Genomic DNA, 16,504 nt, shown 5'->3' with positions numbered 1-16,504 from the left:
CTGATGGGTTTAGCTCATCATCCCTTTGACCAGGCGTTCCTGTTCGATCAGCTCACGCTGGCGTGCGTCGATACGTGAAGACAGCGGGAAATTGTTACCCGCGCGGCGCTTGGCGAAATCCAACTGTTGAATGGCCTGCTGGAAATCACCCACCAATGCAAAGTACTCCGCGCGGGCCTGATGCAGGCCGATGATATTGCCCGACAACCCGCGTGTCTCGGCAACCTGGTACCAGACGTCCGGGTCATCCGGGCGCGACTTGAGCAGGCTGTCCAGCGCCTTCTCCGCATCCGCCGTGCGGTTCTGCTTCAGCAGTAGGTCCACGCGCACCTGATTCAATGGGTAATTGCCGGGATACTGGGTCAGCATCCGATCTGTACGTTGCTGGGCATCCGGCAGGCGGCTGTTGTCGATGTCCAACTGGATCTGCGCCAGGTTGTAGGTGATGTCGTTCGGGGACTTGGCCAGCAGCGGCGCCAGATTGTCCCGTGCCTGTTTGAACTGGGAGCCTTTGATCTGGGCGATAGCCAGGCCGTAGCGCGCCACATCGTTCTTTGGGTTCTCATCCAACTGCGCCTGGAAGCGCTTGGCGGCGAGGCCCGAGGTGTCTTCGTATTGCAGCTGCACCCGCGCCCGAATCAGTTGATAGCGCAGGCTGTCTTCCTTGCCGCCAGGCTTGGCCTGCTCGGCGCGGTTGCGCGTGTCGGCGATCCGCGATTCGGTAACCGGGTGCGTCAGCAGGAATTCCGGTGGCTTGGCATCGAAGCGGTATTGGCGCATCAGGCGCTCGAACATGGTCGGCATGGAGCGCGGGTCGTAGCCGGCTTTTTCCAGGTTGAGAATGCCGATACGGTCTGCTTCCTGTTCGTTCTGGCGTGAGAACCGGCGTTGCTCCTGGATGGCGGCGGCCTGGGTACCGGCGATGGCGGCAATACCGGCATCACCGGCGCCGGCGGCTGCTGCAATAATGCCGCCGAGCAGGGCAGCCATCATCGGGAGTTGCATGCGCTGTTGCGCTTCAACGCCACGGGCGAAGTGACGTTGGGACAAGTGCGCTAATTCGTGAGCCAGTACCGAGGCATATTCCCCTTCGGTCTGGGCGTTGAGGAACAGGCCACCGTTGACGCCGACAATCCCGCCAGGTGCGGCAAAGGCGTTCAATTGCGGGCTGTTGATCAGGATGAACTCCAGGCGCCGGTCGTTGACCTGGCTGGTCTCCACCAGTTTGTACACGCTGGTTTCGACGTAGTCCTTGAGCTGCGGGTCGTTGAGTTGCGAGACCTGGCCCCGCAGGTAGGCCAGCCAGGCGCGGCCCAGTTGGTATTCCTGTTGTGGTGAGACAATGGCAGAACTGGCGTCGCCAAGTGACGGCAGGTCGTCAGCGAAGCCTGGGGAGGCCAGCAGGCAAGCCAGCGTCAGCAGGGTAGGGCGCAAAAAAGTCATGCACAAAGCCTTTCGACAAAGAGCTTACTGTAGCCGGACACTGAGCTTCGGACCAGATATTCTAAGCAACCCAAACGCGTGTCCGGAGTAAAACCATGACCGACGCTGTAGCCTTTGATGCCGAACTCGACGCCAGCGGCCTCAACTGCCCGTTGCCCTTGCTCAAGGCCAAGCTGGAACTCAACCGTTTGGCCAGCGGCGCAGTGCTCAAGGTGATCGCCACGGATGCGGGCTCCCAGCGTGATTTTCGTACCTTTGCCAAGCTGGCCGGCCACACCCTGTTGCATGAAGAAGACGCTGCTGGTGTGTACCGTTACTGGTTGCGCAAGGCCTGAACCGTTTGCCCCATCACCCGAGGTTGATTGATGTTCAAAGTGTTACGAGACTGGATTCAGCGCTACTTCTCCGATGAGGAAGCGGTGGTGCTGGCGGTCCTGCTGTTTCTGGCCTTTACGGCCGTGCTCACCTTGGGCGGCATGCTGGCGCCTGTATTGGCGGGGATGGTGCTGGCTTACTTGATGCAAGGCCTGGTCACCACGCTGGAACGCTTGCGCTTGCCAGGCGGAGCCGCGGTAGGGCTGGTTTTCGCCTTGTTCATGGGCCTGTTGGTGTTGTTTATCGTGGTGGTGTTGCCGCTGCTGTGGCACCAACTGATTACGCTGTTCAACGAGTTGCCAGGCATGCTCGCCAAGTGGCAGTCGCTGTTGCTGCTGTTGCCGGAACGCTACCCGCACCTGGTGTCAGACGAGCAGGTGTTGCAAGCCATCGAAGTGGCGCGCGGCGAGATCGGCAAGTTTGGCCAATGGGCGCTGACCTTTTCGCTGTCCAGCCTGCCGCTGCTGGTCAACATCATGATCTACCTGGTGCTGGTGCCGATCCTGGTGTTTTTCTTCCTCAAGGATCGCGCCATGATCGGCCGCTGGGTGCGTGGCTATCTGCCGCGTGAGCGTGCGCTCATCACTCGGGTGGCCGAGGAAATGAACCGGCAGATCGCCAACTACATCCGTGGCAAGGTCATCGAGATCATTATCTGCGGAGGCGTGACCTACATCGCCTTTATTGCACTGGACCTGAACTACGCGGCCTTGCTGGCTTTGCTTGTCGGTATTTCAGTGGTGGTGCCCTATGTCGGCGCCGTGGTGGTGACCGTACCCGTGACCTTGATCGCCTTGTTCCAGTGGGGCTGGAGCGACCAGTTCATCTACCTGATGGCGGTATACGGGATCATCCAGACCCTGGATGGCAACGTGCTGGTGCCGCTGCTGTTCTCGGAGGCGGTCAACCTGCACCCGGTGGCGATCATCTGTGCGGTGCTGTTGTTTGGTGGGCTGTGGGGATTCTGGGGCGTGTTCTTTGCGATCCCGCTGGCGACGCTGTTCAAGGCGGTGCTGGATGCGTGGCCGCGGCAGGAGCCGGTGGTGGCGCCGTTGCTTTGAAGGTTGCGGGGCGATCGAAGACGCTATCGCCGGCAAGCCGGCTCCTACAAGGGGTTGTGTAACAAATGTAGGAGCCGGCTGGCCGGCGATGACAATCCAAAGGACGCCGTAGCGATCAGGCCTTGTTCAGCGCCTGCGCCGCCGCCAAAACGGCATCCACGTGGCCCGGCACTTTCACACCACGCCATTCCTGGCGCAGCACACCTTCGCTGTCGATCAGGAAGGTGCTGCGATCCACACCCAGGTATTCCTTGCCGTACAGCTTCTTCAGCTTGATCACATCAAACAACTGGCAAACTGCTTCATCCTTGTCACTGATCAGCTCGAAGGGGAATTCCTGCTTGCCCTTGAAGTTCTCGTGGGACTTCACGCTGTCGCGCGACACGCCAAACACCTCGGTGTTGGCGGCCTTGAACGCCGCGTATTGGTCACGAAAGCCCTGGCCTTCGGTGGTGCAGCCCGGCGTGCTGTCCTTCGGGTAGAAGTAGATCACCACTTGCTTGCCTTTGAGGGCTGCAAGGCTGAAGGTCTGGCCGCTGGTGGCCTGGGCTTCGAAATCGGCTACGGGTTTGTCGATGACTACCGCCATGAAAACTTCCTTACATTGGGTTCTGTGGGCGCCATGGCTCGATCAAGGCGTCGAGGTTCAGGGCATCGGCGAAATCCAGGAACTGGTCGCGCAACCAGCTGATCTGCACGCCAGCCGGCAAGGTTACGGTAAACGTAGCGTTGAGCATGGTGCCGCCGGTCTGCGGGGCCTGGTAGGTGTCGCAGGTCAGGTTCTCCAGCTCGACGTTGTGGTCGATGAAGAACTGGCACAGTTCGTTGACGATGTCCGAGCGGTAGGCGGAGCTGACATACGCGACATAAGGCAGGGCCTGGGGACGATTCTCCAAGGCAGCACTGCGCACTACATTGACCGTGAAGTCGTGCTTCTTGGCCAGGCCTGGCAGGCCGGTCTCCAGGCGCGCCAGGGCATCCCAGGTGCCGGAGATCTGCAGGACCAGCGCACTGCACTCGCCATGGCGGGTCAGGCGCGAGGTCACGACGGCGCAGCGGTTTTCATGGCTGGCGCGGCACAGGACGTTGGTCAGCTCCATGGGGTTGGCGCCGAGGGCACTGATAACAAGGAATTGTTCGCGAACTGTGGGGGTGGACATGCAGCCTTCCTAAAACGATGAGCGGTCGATACCGTGAGGGCCGTATCGATCAAAGGATGAAGGGTAGCGAAAACCGTCGCCAAGGGATAGGAGGTGGCGTTTTCATTACGTGAACGGTCTGATTTCAGCGTGCTTCTAGGCGTGCTTTTGCCCAATGATGGCATTGCCCGTCGTTTAGTTGCGCCAGAACGCATCCTCAGGCGGTACTTCGCTTGTGCAAGCATCTTGGCGCCAGTACCATTACGGCTCTCTTTTTCCGGCAGGAGCGGTTGCATGATTGCGGGCAGTATGGTGGCACTGGTCACACCCATGGATGCACAAGGTCATCTCGACTGGGACAGCCTGGGCAAACTGGTGGACTTCCACCTGCAAGAAGGCACCAATGCCATCGTGGCGGTCGGCACCACCGGTGAATCGGCCACCCTCGATGTGGAAGAGCACATCCAGGTGATCGAATTCGTGGTCAAGCGTGTCGCGGGCCGTATAGCCGTGATCGCCGGTACGGGCGCCAACTCGACGCGTGAAGCGATCGAGCTGACCAAAAATGCCAAGAAGGCCGGCGCCGATGCCTGCCTGCTGGTGACCCCGTACTACAACAAGCCGACCCAGGAAGGCCTGTACCAGCACTTCCGCGCCATTGCCGAAGCCGTCGACATTCCGCAGATCCTCTATAACGTGCCGGGTCGTACCGCGTGCGACATGAAGGCCGAGACGGTGATTCGCCTGTCCACCGTGCCGAACATCATCGGTATTAAGGAAGCCACTGGCGACCTGCAGCGCGCCAAGGACATCCTGGCCGGCGTGAGCAGCGATTTCCTGGTGTATTCCGGTGACGACGCCACGGCTGTCGAGCTGATCCTGCTGGGTGGTAAAGGCAATATCTCCGTGACCGCCAACGTGGCCCCGCGTGCCATGAGCGAAATGTGCGCCGCCGCCATTGCCGGCGACGCCGTGACCGCCCGCGCGATCCACGAAAAGCTGATGCCGCTCAACAAGACACTGTTTATCGAATCCAACCCTATTCCCGTGAAATGGGCACTGACTGAAATGGGCATGATGCCGGACGGTATCCGTCTGCCGCTCACCCGTCTCAGCGACGCCTGTCACGAACCGCTGCGACAGGCCCTGCGCCAGTCCGGCGTCCTGGTTTAATTGAGGAAGCACTACGCATGAAGCGATTGGCCGGACTTTCCGCACTTGCCTTGATTATCTCCAGCACCAGTGGCTGCGGTTGGATCTGGGGCCCGGAAGGCTACTTCCGTGACCGCGGCAGCGATTACCTGGAAGCAAAACCCACCAAACCGATGGAATTGCCGCCAGGCGTCAACGTCGCCAAGCGTCTTGACCCGTTGCTGCCGATCCCGCGCAACGTTGCCGACGACACCACCAAGGGTGAGTACGTGGTGCCACGTCCGCAGCCGATCTCGGCCGTGGCGGATGCCAGCGACTACAGCCTGCAGAAGAGCGGCGACTCCCGCTGGATCGTGGCTCAGCGCCCACCTGCCGAAGTCTGGCCAGTGGCCGTGCAGTTCTTCCAGGACAACGGTTTCCGCATCGACGAACAGCGTCCTCAGACCGGTGAATTCACCACGGCGTGGCAGCAGGGCAGCGAGCTGTCCGCCACCATGGCCAAGCGCCTGCAGGCCGGTGGTGTCGCCTCCGACAGAGAAGCCCGTGTGCGTGTACGCATCGAGCCAGGCGTGCAGCGTAATACCAGTGAAGTCTACGTGGTCAGCGCCGAGCGTCCGGCCGGCAGCACCGCCAACGTTGAGTTCACCAATCGCTCGGTCAACACCGGTGTCGACTCGGCGCTGGTCGACGAGATGCTGGCCAGCATGAGCCGTATCTCCGAGAAGGGCGGTTCCGTTTCCCTGCTCGCCGCACGTGATTACGACACCCCGAGCCGCGTCAGCCTCACCGAAGACGGCAGCGGCAACGTGGTGCTGAACCTGGGTGAAGACCTCGACCGTGCCTGGGCCAGTGTCGGCCGCGCATTGGAGCAGGGCCCTTGGCGTGTTGAAGACATCAACCGCAGCCTGGGCTTGTACTACATCAACGTGGCTGAAAAAGCCGAGCGTAAAGATGACGAGCCTGGCTTCTTCGGCAAACTGTTCGGCAGCAAGCCGACCAAGGAAGAGATCGAGACCCGCGCCGAGCGTTACCAGGTTCGTTTGAGCAAGGTGGGCGAAAGCGTGCAAGTCACCGTCGAGAAGAACATCAATACCGTTGCGCCCGCTGAAACAGCGCGCAAAGTGTTGGGCGTGATTCAAGACAACCTGGGCTGATCCGGTGCGTTTTGCCGTTCTCGGCAGCGGTAGCCAAGGGAACGGTACGCTGGTCGCCCACGACGACACGTACGTGCTGGTGGATTGTGGTTTCTCGCTAAGGGAAACCGAGCGGCGCCTGCTGCGCCTGGGGGTTCATCCCGCGCAGCTGAGCGCGATTCTGGTGACCCACGAACATGCCGACCACGTGCATGGCGTGGGTTTGCTGTCTCGGCGCTACAATCTTCCGGTGTACCTCAGTCGCGGTACCTTGCGCGGGATGCGCAAACCCATTGAACCCGCAGGTTTCCTGGCCGGTGGCGAGCAGCTTCAAATCGGCGCCTTGAGCATCGATGTGGTTGCCGTGGCGCACGACGCCCAGGAACCGACGCAGTATGTATTCAGTGACGGTGAGCGGCGTTTCGGCGTGCTGACCGACCTGGGCTCCTACTGCGCCAGGGTGCTGGACGGCTACCGGAACCTCGATGCCTTGATGATCGAGTCCAACCACTGCCGAGACCTGTTGGCTCGCGGTCACTACCCCTACTTCCTCAAGCAGCGGGTGGGCGGCGAACTGGGACATTTGAACAACCACCAGGCGGCGTACCTGGTGTATGAGTTGGGCTGGCAAGACTTGCAACACCTGGTCCTGGCCCACCTGAGCAGCAAGAACAACCTGCCGCAGCTGGCCCGGCAATGTTTTGTCGACACCCTCGGGTGCGACCCGGACTGGCTGCAACTGGCCGATCAAGATTCAGGGCTCGACTGGCGACACATCGCCTAGCCCACCATTTAGCAAGCGGAGCCCATCATGGAAAAACGTGAAGAACTCTACCGCGGCAAAGCCAAGTCGGTGTACAAGACCGATGACGCCAACCGCCTGATCCTGCTGTTTCGCAACGACACCTCGGCGTTCGACGGCAAGCGCATCGAACAGCTTGATCGCAAAGGCATGGTGAACAACAAGTTCAACGCCTTCATCATGCAAAAGCTCGAAGCGGCCGGCATTCCGACCCAATTCGACAAGCTGCTGGGCGACAACGAGTGCCTGGTCAAGAAGCTCGACATGATCCCGGTTGAATGCGTCGTGCGTAACTACGCCGCCGGCAGCCTGGTCAAGCGCCTGGGCGTGGAAGAGGGCCTCAAGCTCAATCCCTACACCTTCGAACTGTTCCTGAAGGACGACGCCAAGGGCGACCCGTTCATCAACGAATCCCACGTCGTGGCATTCGGTTGGGGCACCGCTGAGCAACTGGCGCGCATGAAGGAGTTGTCCCTCAAGGTCAACGACGTGCTCAGCAAACTGTTCGACGACGCAGGCCTGCTGCTGGTGGACTTCAAACTCGAATTCGGTGTGTTCCACGACGGTTCCATCGTCCTGGGCGACGAATTCAGCCCGGACGGCTGCCGCCTGTGGGACAAGGACACCAAGAAGAAGATGGACAAGGACCGCTTCCGCCAGGGCCTCGGTGACGTCATCGAAGCCTACGAAGAAGTCGCCAATCGTCTCGGCGTACCGCTTTAATCGACGCAAGCATCTGATAGCACGGAAAAAAATCGCTTCGGCGCTTTGCATCCACGAATCATGCTGTTATGATGCGCGCCGTTGGAGAGATGCCAGAGTGGCCGAATGGGACGGATTCGAAATCCGTTGTACCTTCACCGGTACCTAGGGTTCGAATCCCTATCTCTCCGCCATATCAGTACAAAAAGGCCCCGTTTTTACGGGGCCTTTTTGCATTCTGCGGTTTCTGTTCCTTCATTGATCCCCTCCTGAATTCCCCCGTGATCTAGTCCCCTAAGCGCCTTTCGCTTGGGTGCTGGTTTTTTATCTTTAAGCCAGGCGAACGCACTGGGTTTTTTACACGTCCTGCCAACCCTGCTAACCGACCGAGTGACCTTCCCACGGTATCGCCGCGTGCGGTACTCGCGCTTTCCCTCGACCGCGCATCCGTTCAATGTGCGCGCATTCAAAAAAATAGGTTGAATAGTCACATCAAATGTTATTTAAATAACAAAAATAATTACGCTGTGGTGCCTTCCACCCCGTGCACAAGGTAAAGATATCCATGAATAAGATCGCGGTCATCGGTAGCAATATGGTGGATTTGGTTACCTATATCGACCGAATGCCCCGCCAGGGCGAGACCCTAGAAGCCCCGGGCTTTGCCATGGGGTGTGGCGGCAAGGGGGCGAACCAGGCGGTGGCGGCGGCCAAGCTTGGCAGCGAGGTGTTGATGCTGACCAAGTTGGGCGATGACATGTTTGCCGATAACACGTTGGCCAATTTCCAGCGCCATGCCATCGACTCGCGTTACGTCACGCGGGTGCCAGGGGTGTCCAGCGGCGTGGCGCCGATCTTTGTGCAGAGCGATTCCCACAACAGCATTCTGATCGTCAAAGGCGCCAACGCGCATTTGAAGCCGGCCGATATCGACGCCGCACAAGCGGCTTTGCGCGAATGCGCACTCATCGTCTTGCAGCTGGAAATCGACTTGGCGACCGTCTACTACGCTATTGAATTTGCCAAGCGCCACGTTATTCCTGTGTTGCTCAACCCGGCCCCTGCGGTCGCAGGTTTGAGCCGCGAGCATCTGGCGCAGCTGGACTTTTTCATCCCCAACGAAAGCGAGCTCTCGCTGATCACAGGCAAGCCGGTCGAGGGCCCTGAGAGTGCGTTGCTGGCCGCGCGGGAATTGGTCGTCCAGGGCATTCGCCATGTCATCGTCACCCTTGGTGAACAGGGCGCGCTGTATGTCGGCGAGGAGGGTGAGTTTCATGTGCCAGGCCGCAAGGTCGAGGCCCGGGATACCACCGGCGCGGGTGACGCCTTTATCGGTTGCTTTGCCCACTACTGGACCCAGCAGGGCGATATGCGTGCGGCCATGACTCGGGCTGTGGCGTATTCCGCCTGTTCGGTCACCGGCCTCGGTACCCAGAGTTCCTACCCGGATGCTGCCCGATTCGCGGAGTTTTTCGACCCGCGCTGATTCGTCTATCACCGATGTTGGCGATCCCAGCATGGCTGGTGCGCCCTATATCCCACGGAGAATAACAATGACAAAAGTCCCGCTCCAACAGACCGCCGATGGTTTCTACCTCAACCGCACGCCTTGGTTCGCGTTTTTGCTGCTGTGCAGTATTTTTGCCCTGTGGGCGGCGGCGGCCAGCATGAATGACGTGCTGATCGCGCACTTCAAGAAAGCCTTTTTGCTCAGCGATTTTCAGACCGCCTTTGTGCAGTCGGCGTTTTACCTGGGCTACTTTTTCGTGGCGATTCCGGCGGCCATGGTGGTGCGTCGCTTCGGCTACAAAAGCACGATCCTGGTGGGCTTGATGCTTTACATGGCGGGCTGCGCGCTGTTCTTTCCTGCGGCCTCCACTGCCACCTACGGCATGTTCCTGATGGCGCTGTTTGTGATCGCGTGTGGGCTGTCGTTTCTCGAAACCGCCTGCAACACCTATTCGACGTTGATGGGACCACGGGAAACCGGCACCCGCCGTCTGAACATCTCGCAGACCTTCCACCCGTTCGGCGCCATGGCGGGGGTGTATGTCGGTAGCTTTGTGATGTTCAAGGACACCGACGCCACCCACGAACAGTTGACCCAAATGAGCGCATCCGAGGCGGCCATCCAGCAGTTGGAAATGATTCAGTCGACCCTGCTGCCCTACAAATGGATGATCGCGGTGCTGGTGCTCATGTTTATCCTGATCGCCATTACCCGCTTCCCCGCATGCCGGGGCAACGCCAAGGCCGACGTGAAAAAGCCCAGCCTCGGCCAGAGCCTGGCGCGCTTGTCGCGCAACCCGCGCTTTACCTTCGGTGTGCTGGCGCAGTTTCTGTATGTGGGGGCTCAGGTCGGGGTATGGAGCTTCACCATTCGCCTGGCGATGCAGATGGGCGGGATGAACGAGCGCAGCGCGTCATGGTTCCTGCTGACGACCTTTGCCGCCTATTTCGTCGGCAAGATGATCGCCAACCTATTGATGCGCAAGCTGCACCCGGCCAAGGTCCTGGCGATCTACGGCGTGCTGACCATTGCCTTGCTTGCCTATACCATCCTGGTGCCGAATATCAGCGCAGTGTACGCGGCGGTCGCGGTGAGCATTTTCCTCGGGCCGTGCTGGCCGACCATTTATGGCCTGACGATTGAAGGGCTGGGTGAAGACACCAGCGTCGGTGGTTCGCTGTTGGTGATGAGCATCGTCGGCGGCGGGGTGATCCCGGTGTTCCAAGGCCTGCTGTCAGATGCCACCCACGGCAATATGCAACTGGCCTACAGCGTGCCCCTGCTGTGTTTCGTGGTGATTGTGGCCTACGCCTATTCCTGCATGCGCCACAGTCGCGCCGCACAGCCTAGGGCTGGCGCGGTGGTGGCCTCATGAAAACCTTCACCCTGGCGTTGTCTCCCGAGCAATTCAGCGGGGCAGAAAAAACCCTGCTGCAATCGGCTGATTTTCGCGTGCTGGCCTGGACCTACCCCAGTGGGGTCAAGGCCCTGGCGTTGGAAAATGCCCGTGGTCGCGTGGTGGCCTTGCCTTATCAGGGGCAGATGATTTGGTCCGCGACCTTCGACGGCTGCGAGTTGACCATGCGCAATATGTTCCGCCAGCCAAAGCCCAGCGCAACCGTAATTGGCACCTACGGATGCTTTATGTTTCACGCCGGGCTGTTGCGCAATGGCTGCCCGACCCCAAGCGACGACCACCCGCTGCACGGCGAAATGCCTTGCGCACCAATGGACGCAGCCTGGCTGGAAGTGGGCGAAGACGCTGCGGGCCTGTACCTGCGCCTGGGTGGGGATTACGAGTATGTGCAGGGATTCGGCGACCACTATCGGGCCACACCCACGCTGACCCTGCGGGCCGGCTCGGGGGTATTTGATATCGGCATGGCGGTCACTAATCTCGCGGGCAAGGCCATGGAACTGATGTACATGGCCCACATGAACTACGCCTACATGCCTGGCGCGCGCTTTGTCGAGCCCCTGGCCGGCGCCCGGGTGCGCGTACGCAGCAGCGTGCCGGCCCACGTCAAGCCAACCCCCGAGTGGTCGGCCTACATGGCTGAGCTGAGCCGCGACCCTTCACGGCTGAGCAGCCTGGACAGCCCCGCGCTGCATGATCCGGAAATCGTCTGCTTCTTCGAAGAGGTTCCAGCCGATACCGCAGGCAATGCGCATTTTCTGCTGGACCATCCCGAAGGGTCGGCGTTCTACACCTACTACCGGCCCGATCAGTTCTCCCATGCCACCCGCTGGGTCCTGCATAACGCTGACCAGGGCGTCGCCGCCTTTGTCTTGCCTTCTACCTGCGAACCCGAGGGCTACCTGGCAGAAAAAACCAAAGGCAATGTGCGTTCATTGGCCGGCGGACAACAGGCATTGTTCAGCGTGAGCACCGGCTATCTGTCGGCTGAAGAAAGGCGCCGCCTGCGGGATGAGCTAGGCGGCTGATGAGGTGCGGCAAGGGTGGTCACACCACCCATTGCGCGCCATGTTGGGTGATCAGTTCACGGTACGCTTTGGGCAGCTTCTTGTCGGAGACCACCACATTGAACTGTTCGAGGCTGGCGAAATGCGCGGTGCGCACAACGTCGAACTTGCTGTGATCGGCCAACAACAGGCTGTGCTGGGCCTGGCGCAAAACCTTCTGTTTGACCGCCACTTCATTGAAGTTGAAGCAGGTGACACCGAAGGTCTCGCTGATACCTGCGGCCGAAATGAAGGCCCAGGTCAAACGCACGCTGTCGAGGATGCTGCTCTCGTCGGCATGGTCGAACACTTGGTTCTTGCGATGAAAGGTGCCGCCACACAGAACGATAGTGCAGTTGGGCTTCTGTTGCAGCTTGAGCAGCACGTTCAGCGAATTGCAGACCGCCGTGAACTCCAGCTCATCGGGAATGAAATCAATCACAAAAGGCACCGTGGTGCCGCAGTCGAAGAACACCGTGTCGCCACTTTTGACAAACGCGGCCGCGAGCTTGCCTATACGGCGTTTCTCTTCCACATGCCGAGTGCCTTGCTCCGTAACCTTGTAGTCAGGCGCCTCGGACGGGTCGAAGGCAAGGGTGATATGCCCGCCGAGCAGGTGGAACTTGTCCGGGTGACGGTTCAAGTCCCGGCGCAGGGTCATTTCCGAGACTTCCAGCAATGCGGCCATTTCCCGCAGGTGGATCGCCTTTTGGTCCTGCAGGGCTTGTTGGATCAGTTTGATGCGTTCTGATTGTTTGCTTTCCACAGGCGTTCCGGTCGGCTGGTTATGTTGTAATTACATCATTTTTTGGTATTATAGTCACATCTTTTGGGCGTGCTTTCTCACAGTTGCGCCCATCGTGCTCCTTCACCAGGAACGGATTTCATGACCTCAATCACACCCGCAGCACTTGCACAGTTTATCGACCACACGTTGCTGGCGCCCGACGCAACGCGGCAACAGATCGCAGCGTTATGCAAAGAAGCGCAGGAATACGGGTTCTATTCCGTCTGTGTGAACTCGGGCCAGGTGCCTTATGCCGCCCAATTGCTCAGTGGGCAAAAGGTCAAGGTATGCGCGGTGGTCGGGTTCCCGCTGGGCGCCGGGCTGAGCGAGAGTAAAGCCTTCGAAGCCCAACAGGCAATTGCCGTGGGTGCGGGCGAGATCGACATGGTGCTCAATATTGGCGCGTTGCGCGAGGGCCTGTTGGACACGGTGCGTGACGACATCGCCAGGGTGCATCAAGCCTGCGGTTCGGTGCCGCTGAAAGTGATCCTCGAAACCTGCCTGTTGGACGAGGAACAAAAGATCCGCGCCTGCGAAATCTGCCGTGAACTCGGGGTGGCCTTCGTCAAGACCTCGACCGGCTTTAGCCATCATGGCGCCACCGCTGGAGATATCGCCCTGATGCGCCGTATCGTCGGCCCGCAGATGGGGGTCAAGGCGTCGGGCGGGGTGCGCGATTACGCGACCGCAGTGGCGATGATCGAAGCCGGTGCCACCCGCCTGGGCACCAGTTCGGGGGTGAGCATTGTCAGTGGCAAGCCTGCGGAAGCGGCGGGTTACTGATTTCGCCAGCGCACACGACGTCTGGCAATGTTTGAAAAAGGAGCTTCGGCTCCTTTTTCGGCGGCATAGTTCACGCCGATTTCGGTGCTGTAGTCCAGTGCGTGGGCCAGGTCCAGTCCCGCACGGCCAAGTTGGGGTTAAACCTGATTCTGTGCTCGGGTGCAATTTCCCGGTTGATAACCCAGGCAAATGATGCGCTGCCCTGAAACTGAAAAAGCCTGCTGGGCGCAATGCTCAGCAGGCTTTTTAGTAAGTGCAATTGGATCAGGCAGGCTGAGCCACCAAGCTGTTACTCACCTTACGCCCCAGCACCAGCACTGTCACAAACCCGGCGCCCACCAACGCCGTGGCCAAGCTCAGCAGCACCGCGCTACCCATCTGATCGACGATGCGTCCGCCAAAGAACGAACCCAAGGCAATGATCACCTGGAACAGGGCAACGAACAGCGGCATGCCGCGCTCCACATCCTTGGGCGCTACCACGAACATCCAGATACTGGCGCAGGCCGGGAAGGCGCCGAAGGCGAAGCCCCATAGGCCGATCAGCATCGCTGCGCCGGTCATGCCGGTGGCGAAGTAGGGGAACAGCGCGGTGCTGGTGCCGATCATCAGCGCGACCAGCAACAGGGTGTGGCGTACGCTGCGGTTGGCGGCGAAACCGGCAAAGATATTACCGAACACCCCGGCCACGCCAAAGAGCAGCAACAGTGAGCCAATCGTCGGGCCATCAAAGCCGGAGCTGTATTTGAAGAACGGCGCGACATAGGTGTACGCGGCAAAGTGCGCCAGGCCGATCAGCAGCACGGCGATCAAACCGACGCGCGCTTGCGGGTTGATAAACAAGGCGGGCAGGTCGCTGACGCGGATCGCCTTTTCCGGATCAAGGCGGGGGAGCAGGAATATCTGCGCCAGCAGCACCGGTACGCCCACCAGCGCGGTGACCAGGAACGTCATGCGCCAGCCCATCAGGCCACTGAGCCAGGTGCCGACGGGCACGCCCAGTACGGTGGCCAGGGTCACTCCCATCATGATGATCGAGGTGGCCTTGGCTACGTCGACGCCCTTGGGGGCCAGGCGGCCGCTGAGGGCGATGGCCGTCGCCCAGAAACCACCGATGCTGATGCCCAGCAGTACGCGGCCAAACAGCAGCAGGCTGAAGTCGCTGGCGAAGGCCACGACCGAGTTGGCGATGATCATGATCAGCGTCAGGCCGATCAGCAGGTAGCGACGGTCCATGGCGCCAATGCTGACGGACAGCAGGGGAGCGGCGAGGGCGGCCATGATGCCAGGCAGGGTCACCATCAGGCCGGCGTGGCCAGCGCTGATACCCAGGTCACTGGCGACGTCATTGAGTACGCCCACAGGGAGAAACTCGCTGGTCACCAGGGCGAAAGCACCCACGGCAACCGAGAGGATCGCCAACCACTGCTGTTTGACACTCTGTTGATTATGTTCGGGAAGGCCACTAGGGGTCTGGCTGGCACTTGGCATGGTGTCGGGTTCCAGGATGAACGTCGCCTGAAGCCAGGCGAAGGGAAGGGAATTTGGAGCCGATTATAGGAACCGGTACTGAAAATCGGGCAGGCGCTCGGTTCGATAGTAATCATCAGTGCAATCGATGCAACGCTCTAGACCGCACTACGTGACCCCGTGATCTTTCACACGAACTGCGCAAGCATTGCCTACAGGCCGTGCATTGCTGGTCCGCCGGCAAGTTATTACTTTGTGGTAGCGCTCAAGATCGGGCGCCTCCCACCGCAAAGGAATTGCGTCATGAGCAAGAATACGAAGAAAACCTCCGGCAAGGTCGCGACGTTGGCGGCGGAAACCCTCAACAGCTCAGCGTCTTCTGCCATCGCTAAAAGCCTCGCTGCTTCAGCGTTGGCGCAGAAAGGCAATGACAAACAGACAAGCGCCGAGATGGAGGAAAAAGTAGGCAAGGTGCTGGGCAGTGATAAATACAGCGAAGACACCAAAGCGCTGGCCGCGTCGGTCCTTTCCCAAGCCAATAAAGAGCGAGGACACTGAGTTAAAGCGCTGCCAATCAATAGAAAAGCCTTGTGGCGAATCAAGCTACAGGGCTTTTCAGGGTAGAGAAAACCTTACTCGGCTAACCGTCCTCTGAGGCTGTCGATAAACATGCTTTCCGCCCGACTCATCTTCTGTTCCCGATTCCACAGCAGATGAATATCCACGTCCGCAATCCCCTCATCTGGCGGCAGGCGCCACAGCAGGCCGTTCTTCACGTCTTCGGCCACCACATGGATCGGCAAACAGCCCAGGCCAAATCCGGCAATCACCAGGCGCCGCACTTCCTCCAGGCTTGAAGATGATGCAACGATCCGCCCACTGAACCCTTGTTGATCGCGGAAAATCGTCAAGGGCGACAGCATCCCGCCAATCTGGTCGCTGGTGAAACTCACGAAGTTCTCCGATTGCAAATCCCCCTCCGCCAAGCCGGTGCGTCCGAACAATGGATGGTGCCGCCCGCAAAAAAACGCGTAGCGCTGCCGCAAAAACAGGTGCTGCTCCAGGCGTGGCTGTGGTCGGCGGTTGAGGCTTAAACCCAGGGTCGCGGTTTTCTCCAGGAGGGCGGCGACGATGTCCGAGCTGCGCATCACCTCAACCTCCAGATCTACCCGTGGATGCTCGCGGTGAAAGCCTGCCAGGAAGTCATCGAAGGTGTCCGAGTTGATCCGGCTGATCATCAGCAAACGCACCTTGCCGATCACTTCGTCACCGGGTTTTTGCAAGGCATTGCTCATCTGCGACACCTGGCCGTACATCTCGCCGGCAATCGCAAAGATCTGCTCGCCGGCTTCAGTGAGTACAAAGCGTGGACCACGGCGGACGATGAGCTGGCAGTCGAGTTGTTCTTCCAGGCGCTTGAGGGCTTGGCTGATCGCTGGCTGGGTCAGATGCAGGCGGGCGGCCGCGCGGCTGATGCTCAGTTCCTGGCCGATCACGCGAAAGGTGCGCAGCAGGTTCCAATCCAGGCGGTCGTTGAGCAACGGGTGAATATCGCGACGGGTTTCGGACATGGCGCAGTTCAATAATAAGCAGGATTTATAATTCGAATAATAAATAGAAAATTGACTAATCATAGCCCCGGGACGAAAAATCACCCTCAACAAGCGCCATCAGAGCGCATGCG

General features: G+C 59.8%; 17 protein-coding genes and 1 tRNA gene. 12 read left to right on the top strand and 6 right to left on the bottom strand.

The genetic code is table 11. The annotated features are described in order from the left end of the window. Positions 1-9: 9 nt before the first annotated feature. Complete coding sequence (locus tag CWC48_RS03085; protein ID WP_078047349.1) at positions 10-1,443, bottom strand: M48 family metalloprotease; 1,434 nt, start codon at positions 1,441-1,443, stop codon at positions 10-12. A gap of 95 nt (positions 1,444-1,538) precedes the next feature. Between CWC48_RS03085 and CWC48_RS03080 the strand changes: the two genes are divergently transcribed. Both CWC48_RS03080 and CWC48_RS03075 read left to right on the top strand, forming a co-directional pair. Further along, positions 1,539-1,778 (top strand): sulfurtransferase TusA family protein, encoded by a 240-nt coding sequence (locus tag CWC48_RS03080; protein ID WP_010212198.1) that lies wholly within the window; start codon positions 1,539-1,541, stop codon positions 1,776-1,778. Positions 1,779-1,808: 30 nt separating this feature from the next. Then, a complete protein-coding gene (locus CWC48_RS03075; protein ID WP_012722771.1) occupies positions 1,809-2,879 on the top strand; it encodes an AI-2E family transporter in 1,071 nt (356 codons plus the stop codon). Between the two features lie 115 nt (positions 2,880-2,994). Here the strand turns inward: CWC48_RS03075 and CWC48_RS03070 are convergent, their stop codons facing one another. Together CWC48_RS03070 and CWC48_RS03065 are read right to left on the bottom strand one after the other, a co-directional pair. Beyond that, a complete protein-coding gene (locus tag CWC48_RS03070) occupies positions 2,995-3,468 on the bottom strand; it encodes a peroxiredoxin (protein WP_025855402.1) in 474 nt (157 codons plus the stop codon). A 10-nt stretch (positions 3,469-3,478) separates the two neighbouring features. Further along, the gene (locus CWC48_RS03065; RefSeq protein WP_003172487.1) at positions 3,479-4,039 is read right to left on the bottom strand and encodes a glycine cleavage system protein R; all 561 of its coding nucleotides are present in this window, start codon (positions 4,037-4,039) and stop codon (positions 3,479-3,481) included. A 273-nt stretch (positions 4,040-4,312) separates the two neighbouring features. Here CWC48_RS03065 and dapA point away from each other — a divergent pair, with 273 nt between their 5' ends. The 8 genes from dapA to CWC48_RS03025 all read left to right on the top strand — a co-directional run bounded on the left by dapA (position 4,313) and on the right by CWC48_RS03025 (position 11,762). Next, the gene (gene dapA, locus CWC48_RS03060) at positions 4,313-5,191 is read left to right on the top strand and encodes a 4-hydroxy-tetrahydrodipicolinate synthase (RefSeq protein WP_078047350.1); all 879 of its coding nucleotides are present in this window, start codon (positions 4,313-4,315) and stop codon (positions 5,189-5,191) included. Positions 5,192-5,208: 17 nt separating this feature from the next. Beyond that, the gene (gene bamC, locus CWC48_RS03055; RefSeq protein ID WP_100491312.1) at positions 5,209-6,324 is read left to right on the top strand and encodes an outer membrane protein assembly factor BamC; all 1,116 of its coding nucleotides are present in this window, start codon (positions 5,209-5,211) and stop codon (positions 6,322-6,324) included. A gap of 4 nt (positions 6,325-6,328) precedes the next feature. Further along, a complete protein-coding gene (locus CWC48_RS03050; protein WP_078047352.1) occupies positions 6,329-7,087 on the top strand; it encodes an MBL fold metallo-hydrolase in 759 nt (252 codons plus the stop codon). Between the two features lie 27 nt (positions 7,088-7,114). Continuing rightward, complete coding sequence (gene purC / locus CWC48_RS03045; protein WP_010212191.1) at positions 7,115-7,828, top strand: phosphoribosylaminoimidazolesuccinocarboxamide synthase; 714 nt, start codon at positions 7,115-7,117, stop codon at positions 7,826-7,828. Between the two features lie 83 nt (positions 7,829-7,911). After that, positions 7,912-8,001, top strand: a tRNA-Ser gene (locus CWC48_RS03040). 371 nt (positions 8,002-8,372) lie between these two features. Further along, the gene (gene rbsK, locus CWC48_RS03035) at positions 8,373-9,293 is read left to right on the top strand and encodes a ribokinase (protein ID WP_099492540.1); all 921 of its coding nucleotides are present in this window, start codon (positions 8,373-8,375) and stop codon (positions 9,291-9,293) included. Between the two features lie 67 nt (positions 9,294-9,360). Next, positions 9,361-10,692 carry an L-fucose:H+ symporter permease gene (fucP, locus tag CWC48_RS03030; protein WP_099492541.1) on the top strand — a complete coding sequence of 444 codons (1,332 nt, stop codon included), beginning with the start codon at positions 9,361-9,363 and terminating at the stop codon, positions 10,690-10,692. Beyond that, positions 10,689-11,762: an aldose 1-epimerase family protein gene (locus CWC48_RS03025; RefSeq protein ID WP_078047355.1), complete on the top strand. Its 1,074-nt coding sequence runs from the start codon at positions 10,689-10,691 to the stop codon at positions 11,760-11,762. The genes fucP and CWC48_RS03025 overlap by 4 nt, the downstream gene beginning before the upstream one ends. 19 nt (positions 11,763-11,781) lie before the next feature. Here CWC48_RS03025 and deoR read toward each other — a convergent pair whose 3' ends face one another. Then, entirely contained in the window at positions 11,782-12,546 is a 765-nt protein-coding gene (gene deoR / locus CWC48_RS03020; RefSeq protein WP_100491311.1) for a DNA-binding transcriptional repressor DeoR, read from the bottom strand. A 120-nt stretch (positions 12,547-12,666) separates the two neighbouring features. Between deoR and deoC the strand changes: the two genes are divergently transcribed. Beyond that, positions 12,667-13,350 carry a deoxyribose-phosphate aldolase gene (gene deoC / locus CWC48_RS03015; RefSeq protein ID WP_078047357.1) on the top strand — a complete coding sequence of 228 codons (684 nt, stop codon included), beginning with the start codon at positions 12,667-12,669 and terminating at the stop codon, positions 13,348-13,350. Positions 13,351-13,614: 264 nt separating this feature from the next. Here the strand turns inward: deoC and CWC48_RS03010 are convergent, their stop codons facing one another. Beyond that, positions 13,615-14,841 carry an MFS transporter gene (locus tag CWC48_RS03010; RefSeq protein WP_100491310.1) on the bottom strand — a complete coding sequence of 409 codons (1,227 nt, stop codon included), beginning with the start codon at positions 14,839-14,841 and terminating at the stop codon, positions 13,615-13,617. Between the two features lie 282 nt (positions 14,842-15,123). Here CWC48_RS03010 and CWC48_RS03005 point away from each other — a divergent pair, with 282 nt between their 5' ends. Further along, entirely contained in the window at positions 15,124-15,378 is a 255-nt protein-coding gene (locus CWC48_RS03005) for a hypothetical protein (protein ID WP_100491309.1), read from the top strand. 74 nt (positions 15,379-15,452) lie between these two features. On the opposite strand, the gene CWC48_RS03000 is transcribed toward CWC48_RS03005, so the two are convergent. Next, positions 15,453-16,391: a LysR family transcriptional regulator gene (locus CWC48_RS03000; RefSeq protein ID WP_078047361.1), complete on the bottom strand. Its 939-nt coding sequence runs from the start codon at positions 16,389-16,391 to the stop codon at positions 15,453-15,455. Between the last annotated feature and the right edge of the window lie 113 nt (positions 16,392-16,504).

This window comes from Pseudomonas sp. S10E 269 (assembly GCF_002798465.1).
GTDB classification, from domain to species: Bacteria; Pseudomonadota; Gammaproteobacteria; order Pseudomonadales; family Pseudomonadaceae; genus Aquipseudomonas; species Aquipseudomonas pergaminensis.
This window is presented reverse-complemented; position numbering and strand designations above follow the sequence as displayed.

Bases quoted from the DNA above. Each gene is read 5' to 3' on its own strand.
- fucP (WP_099492541.1), top strand. From the start codon at position 9,361: ATGACAAAAGTCCCGCTCCAACAGACCGCCGATGGTTTCTACCTCAAC.
- CWC48_RS03080 (WP_010212198.1), top strand. From the start codon at position 1,539: ATGACCGACGCTGTAGCCTTTGATGCCGAACTCGACGCCAGCGGCCTC.
- CWC48_RS03075 (WP_012722771.1), top strand. From the start codon at position 1,809: ATGTTCAAAGTGTTACGAGACTGGATTCAGCGCTACTTCTCCGATGAG.
- CWC48_RS03000 (WP_078047361.1), bottom strand. From the start codon at position 16,391: ATGTCCGAAACCCGTCGCGATATTCACCCGTTGCTCAACGACCGCCTG.
- dapA (WP_078047350.1), top strand. From the start codon at position 4,313: ATGATTGCGGGCAGTATGGTGGCACTGGTCACACCCATGGATGCACAA.
- CWC48_RS03005 (WP_100491309.1), top strand. From the start codon at position 15,124: ATGAGCAAGAATACGAAGAAAACCTCCGGCAAGGTCGCGACGTTGGCG.
- CWC48_RS03070 (WP_025855402.1), bottom strand. From the start codon at position 3,468: ATGGCGGTAGTCATCGACAAACCCGTAGCCGATTTCGAAGCCCAGGCC.
- bamC (WP_100491312.1), top strand. From the start codon at position 5,209: ATGAAGCGATTGGCCGGACTTTCCGCACTTGCCTTGATTATCTCCAGC.
- deoC (WP_078047357.1), top strand. From the start codon at position 12,667: ATGACCTCAATCACACCCGCAGCACTTGCACAGTTTATCGACCACACG.
- purC (WP_010212191.1), top strand. From the start codon at position 7,115: ATGGAAAAACGTGAAGAACTCTACCGCGGCAAAGCCAAGTCGGTGTAC.
- CWC48_RS03085 (WP_078047349.1), bottom strand. From the start codon at position 1,443: ATGACTTTTTTGCGCCCTACCCTGCTGACGCTGGCTTGCCTGCTGGCC.
- CWC48_RS03065 (WP_003172487.1), bottom strand. From the start codon at position 4,039: ATGTCCACCCCCACAGTTCGCGAACAATTCCTTGTTATCAGTGCCCTC.
- CWC48_RS03025 (WP_078047355.1), top strand. From the start codon at position 10,689: ATGAAAACCTTCACCCTGGCGTTGTCTCCCGAGCAATTCAGCGGGGCA.
- CWC48_RS03010 (WP_100491310.1), bottom strand. From the start codon at position 14,841: ATGCCAAGTGCCAGCCAGACCCCTAGTGGCCTTCCCGAACATAATCAA.
- rbsK (WP_099492540.1), top strand. From the start codon at position 8,373: ATGAATAAGATCGCGGTCATCGGTAGCAATATGGTGGATTTGGTTACC.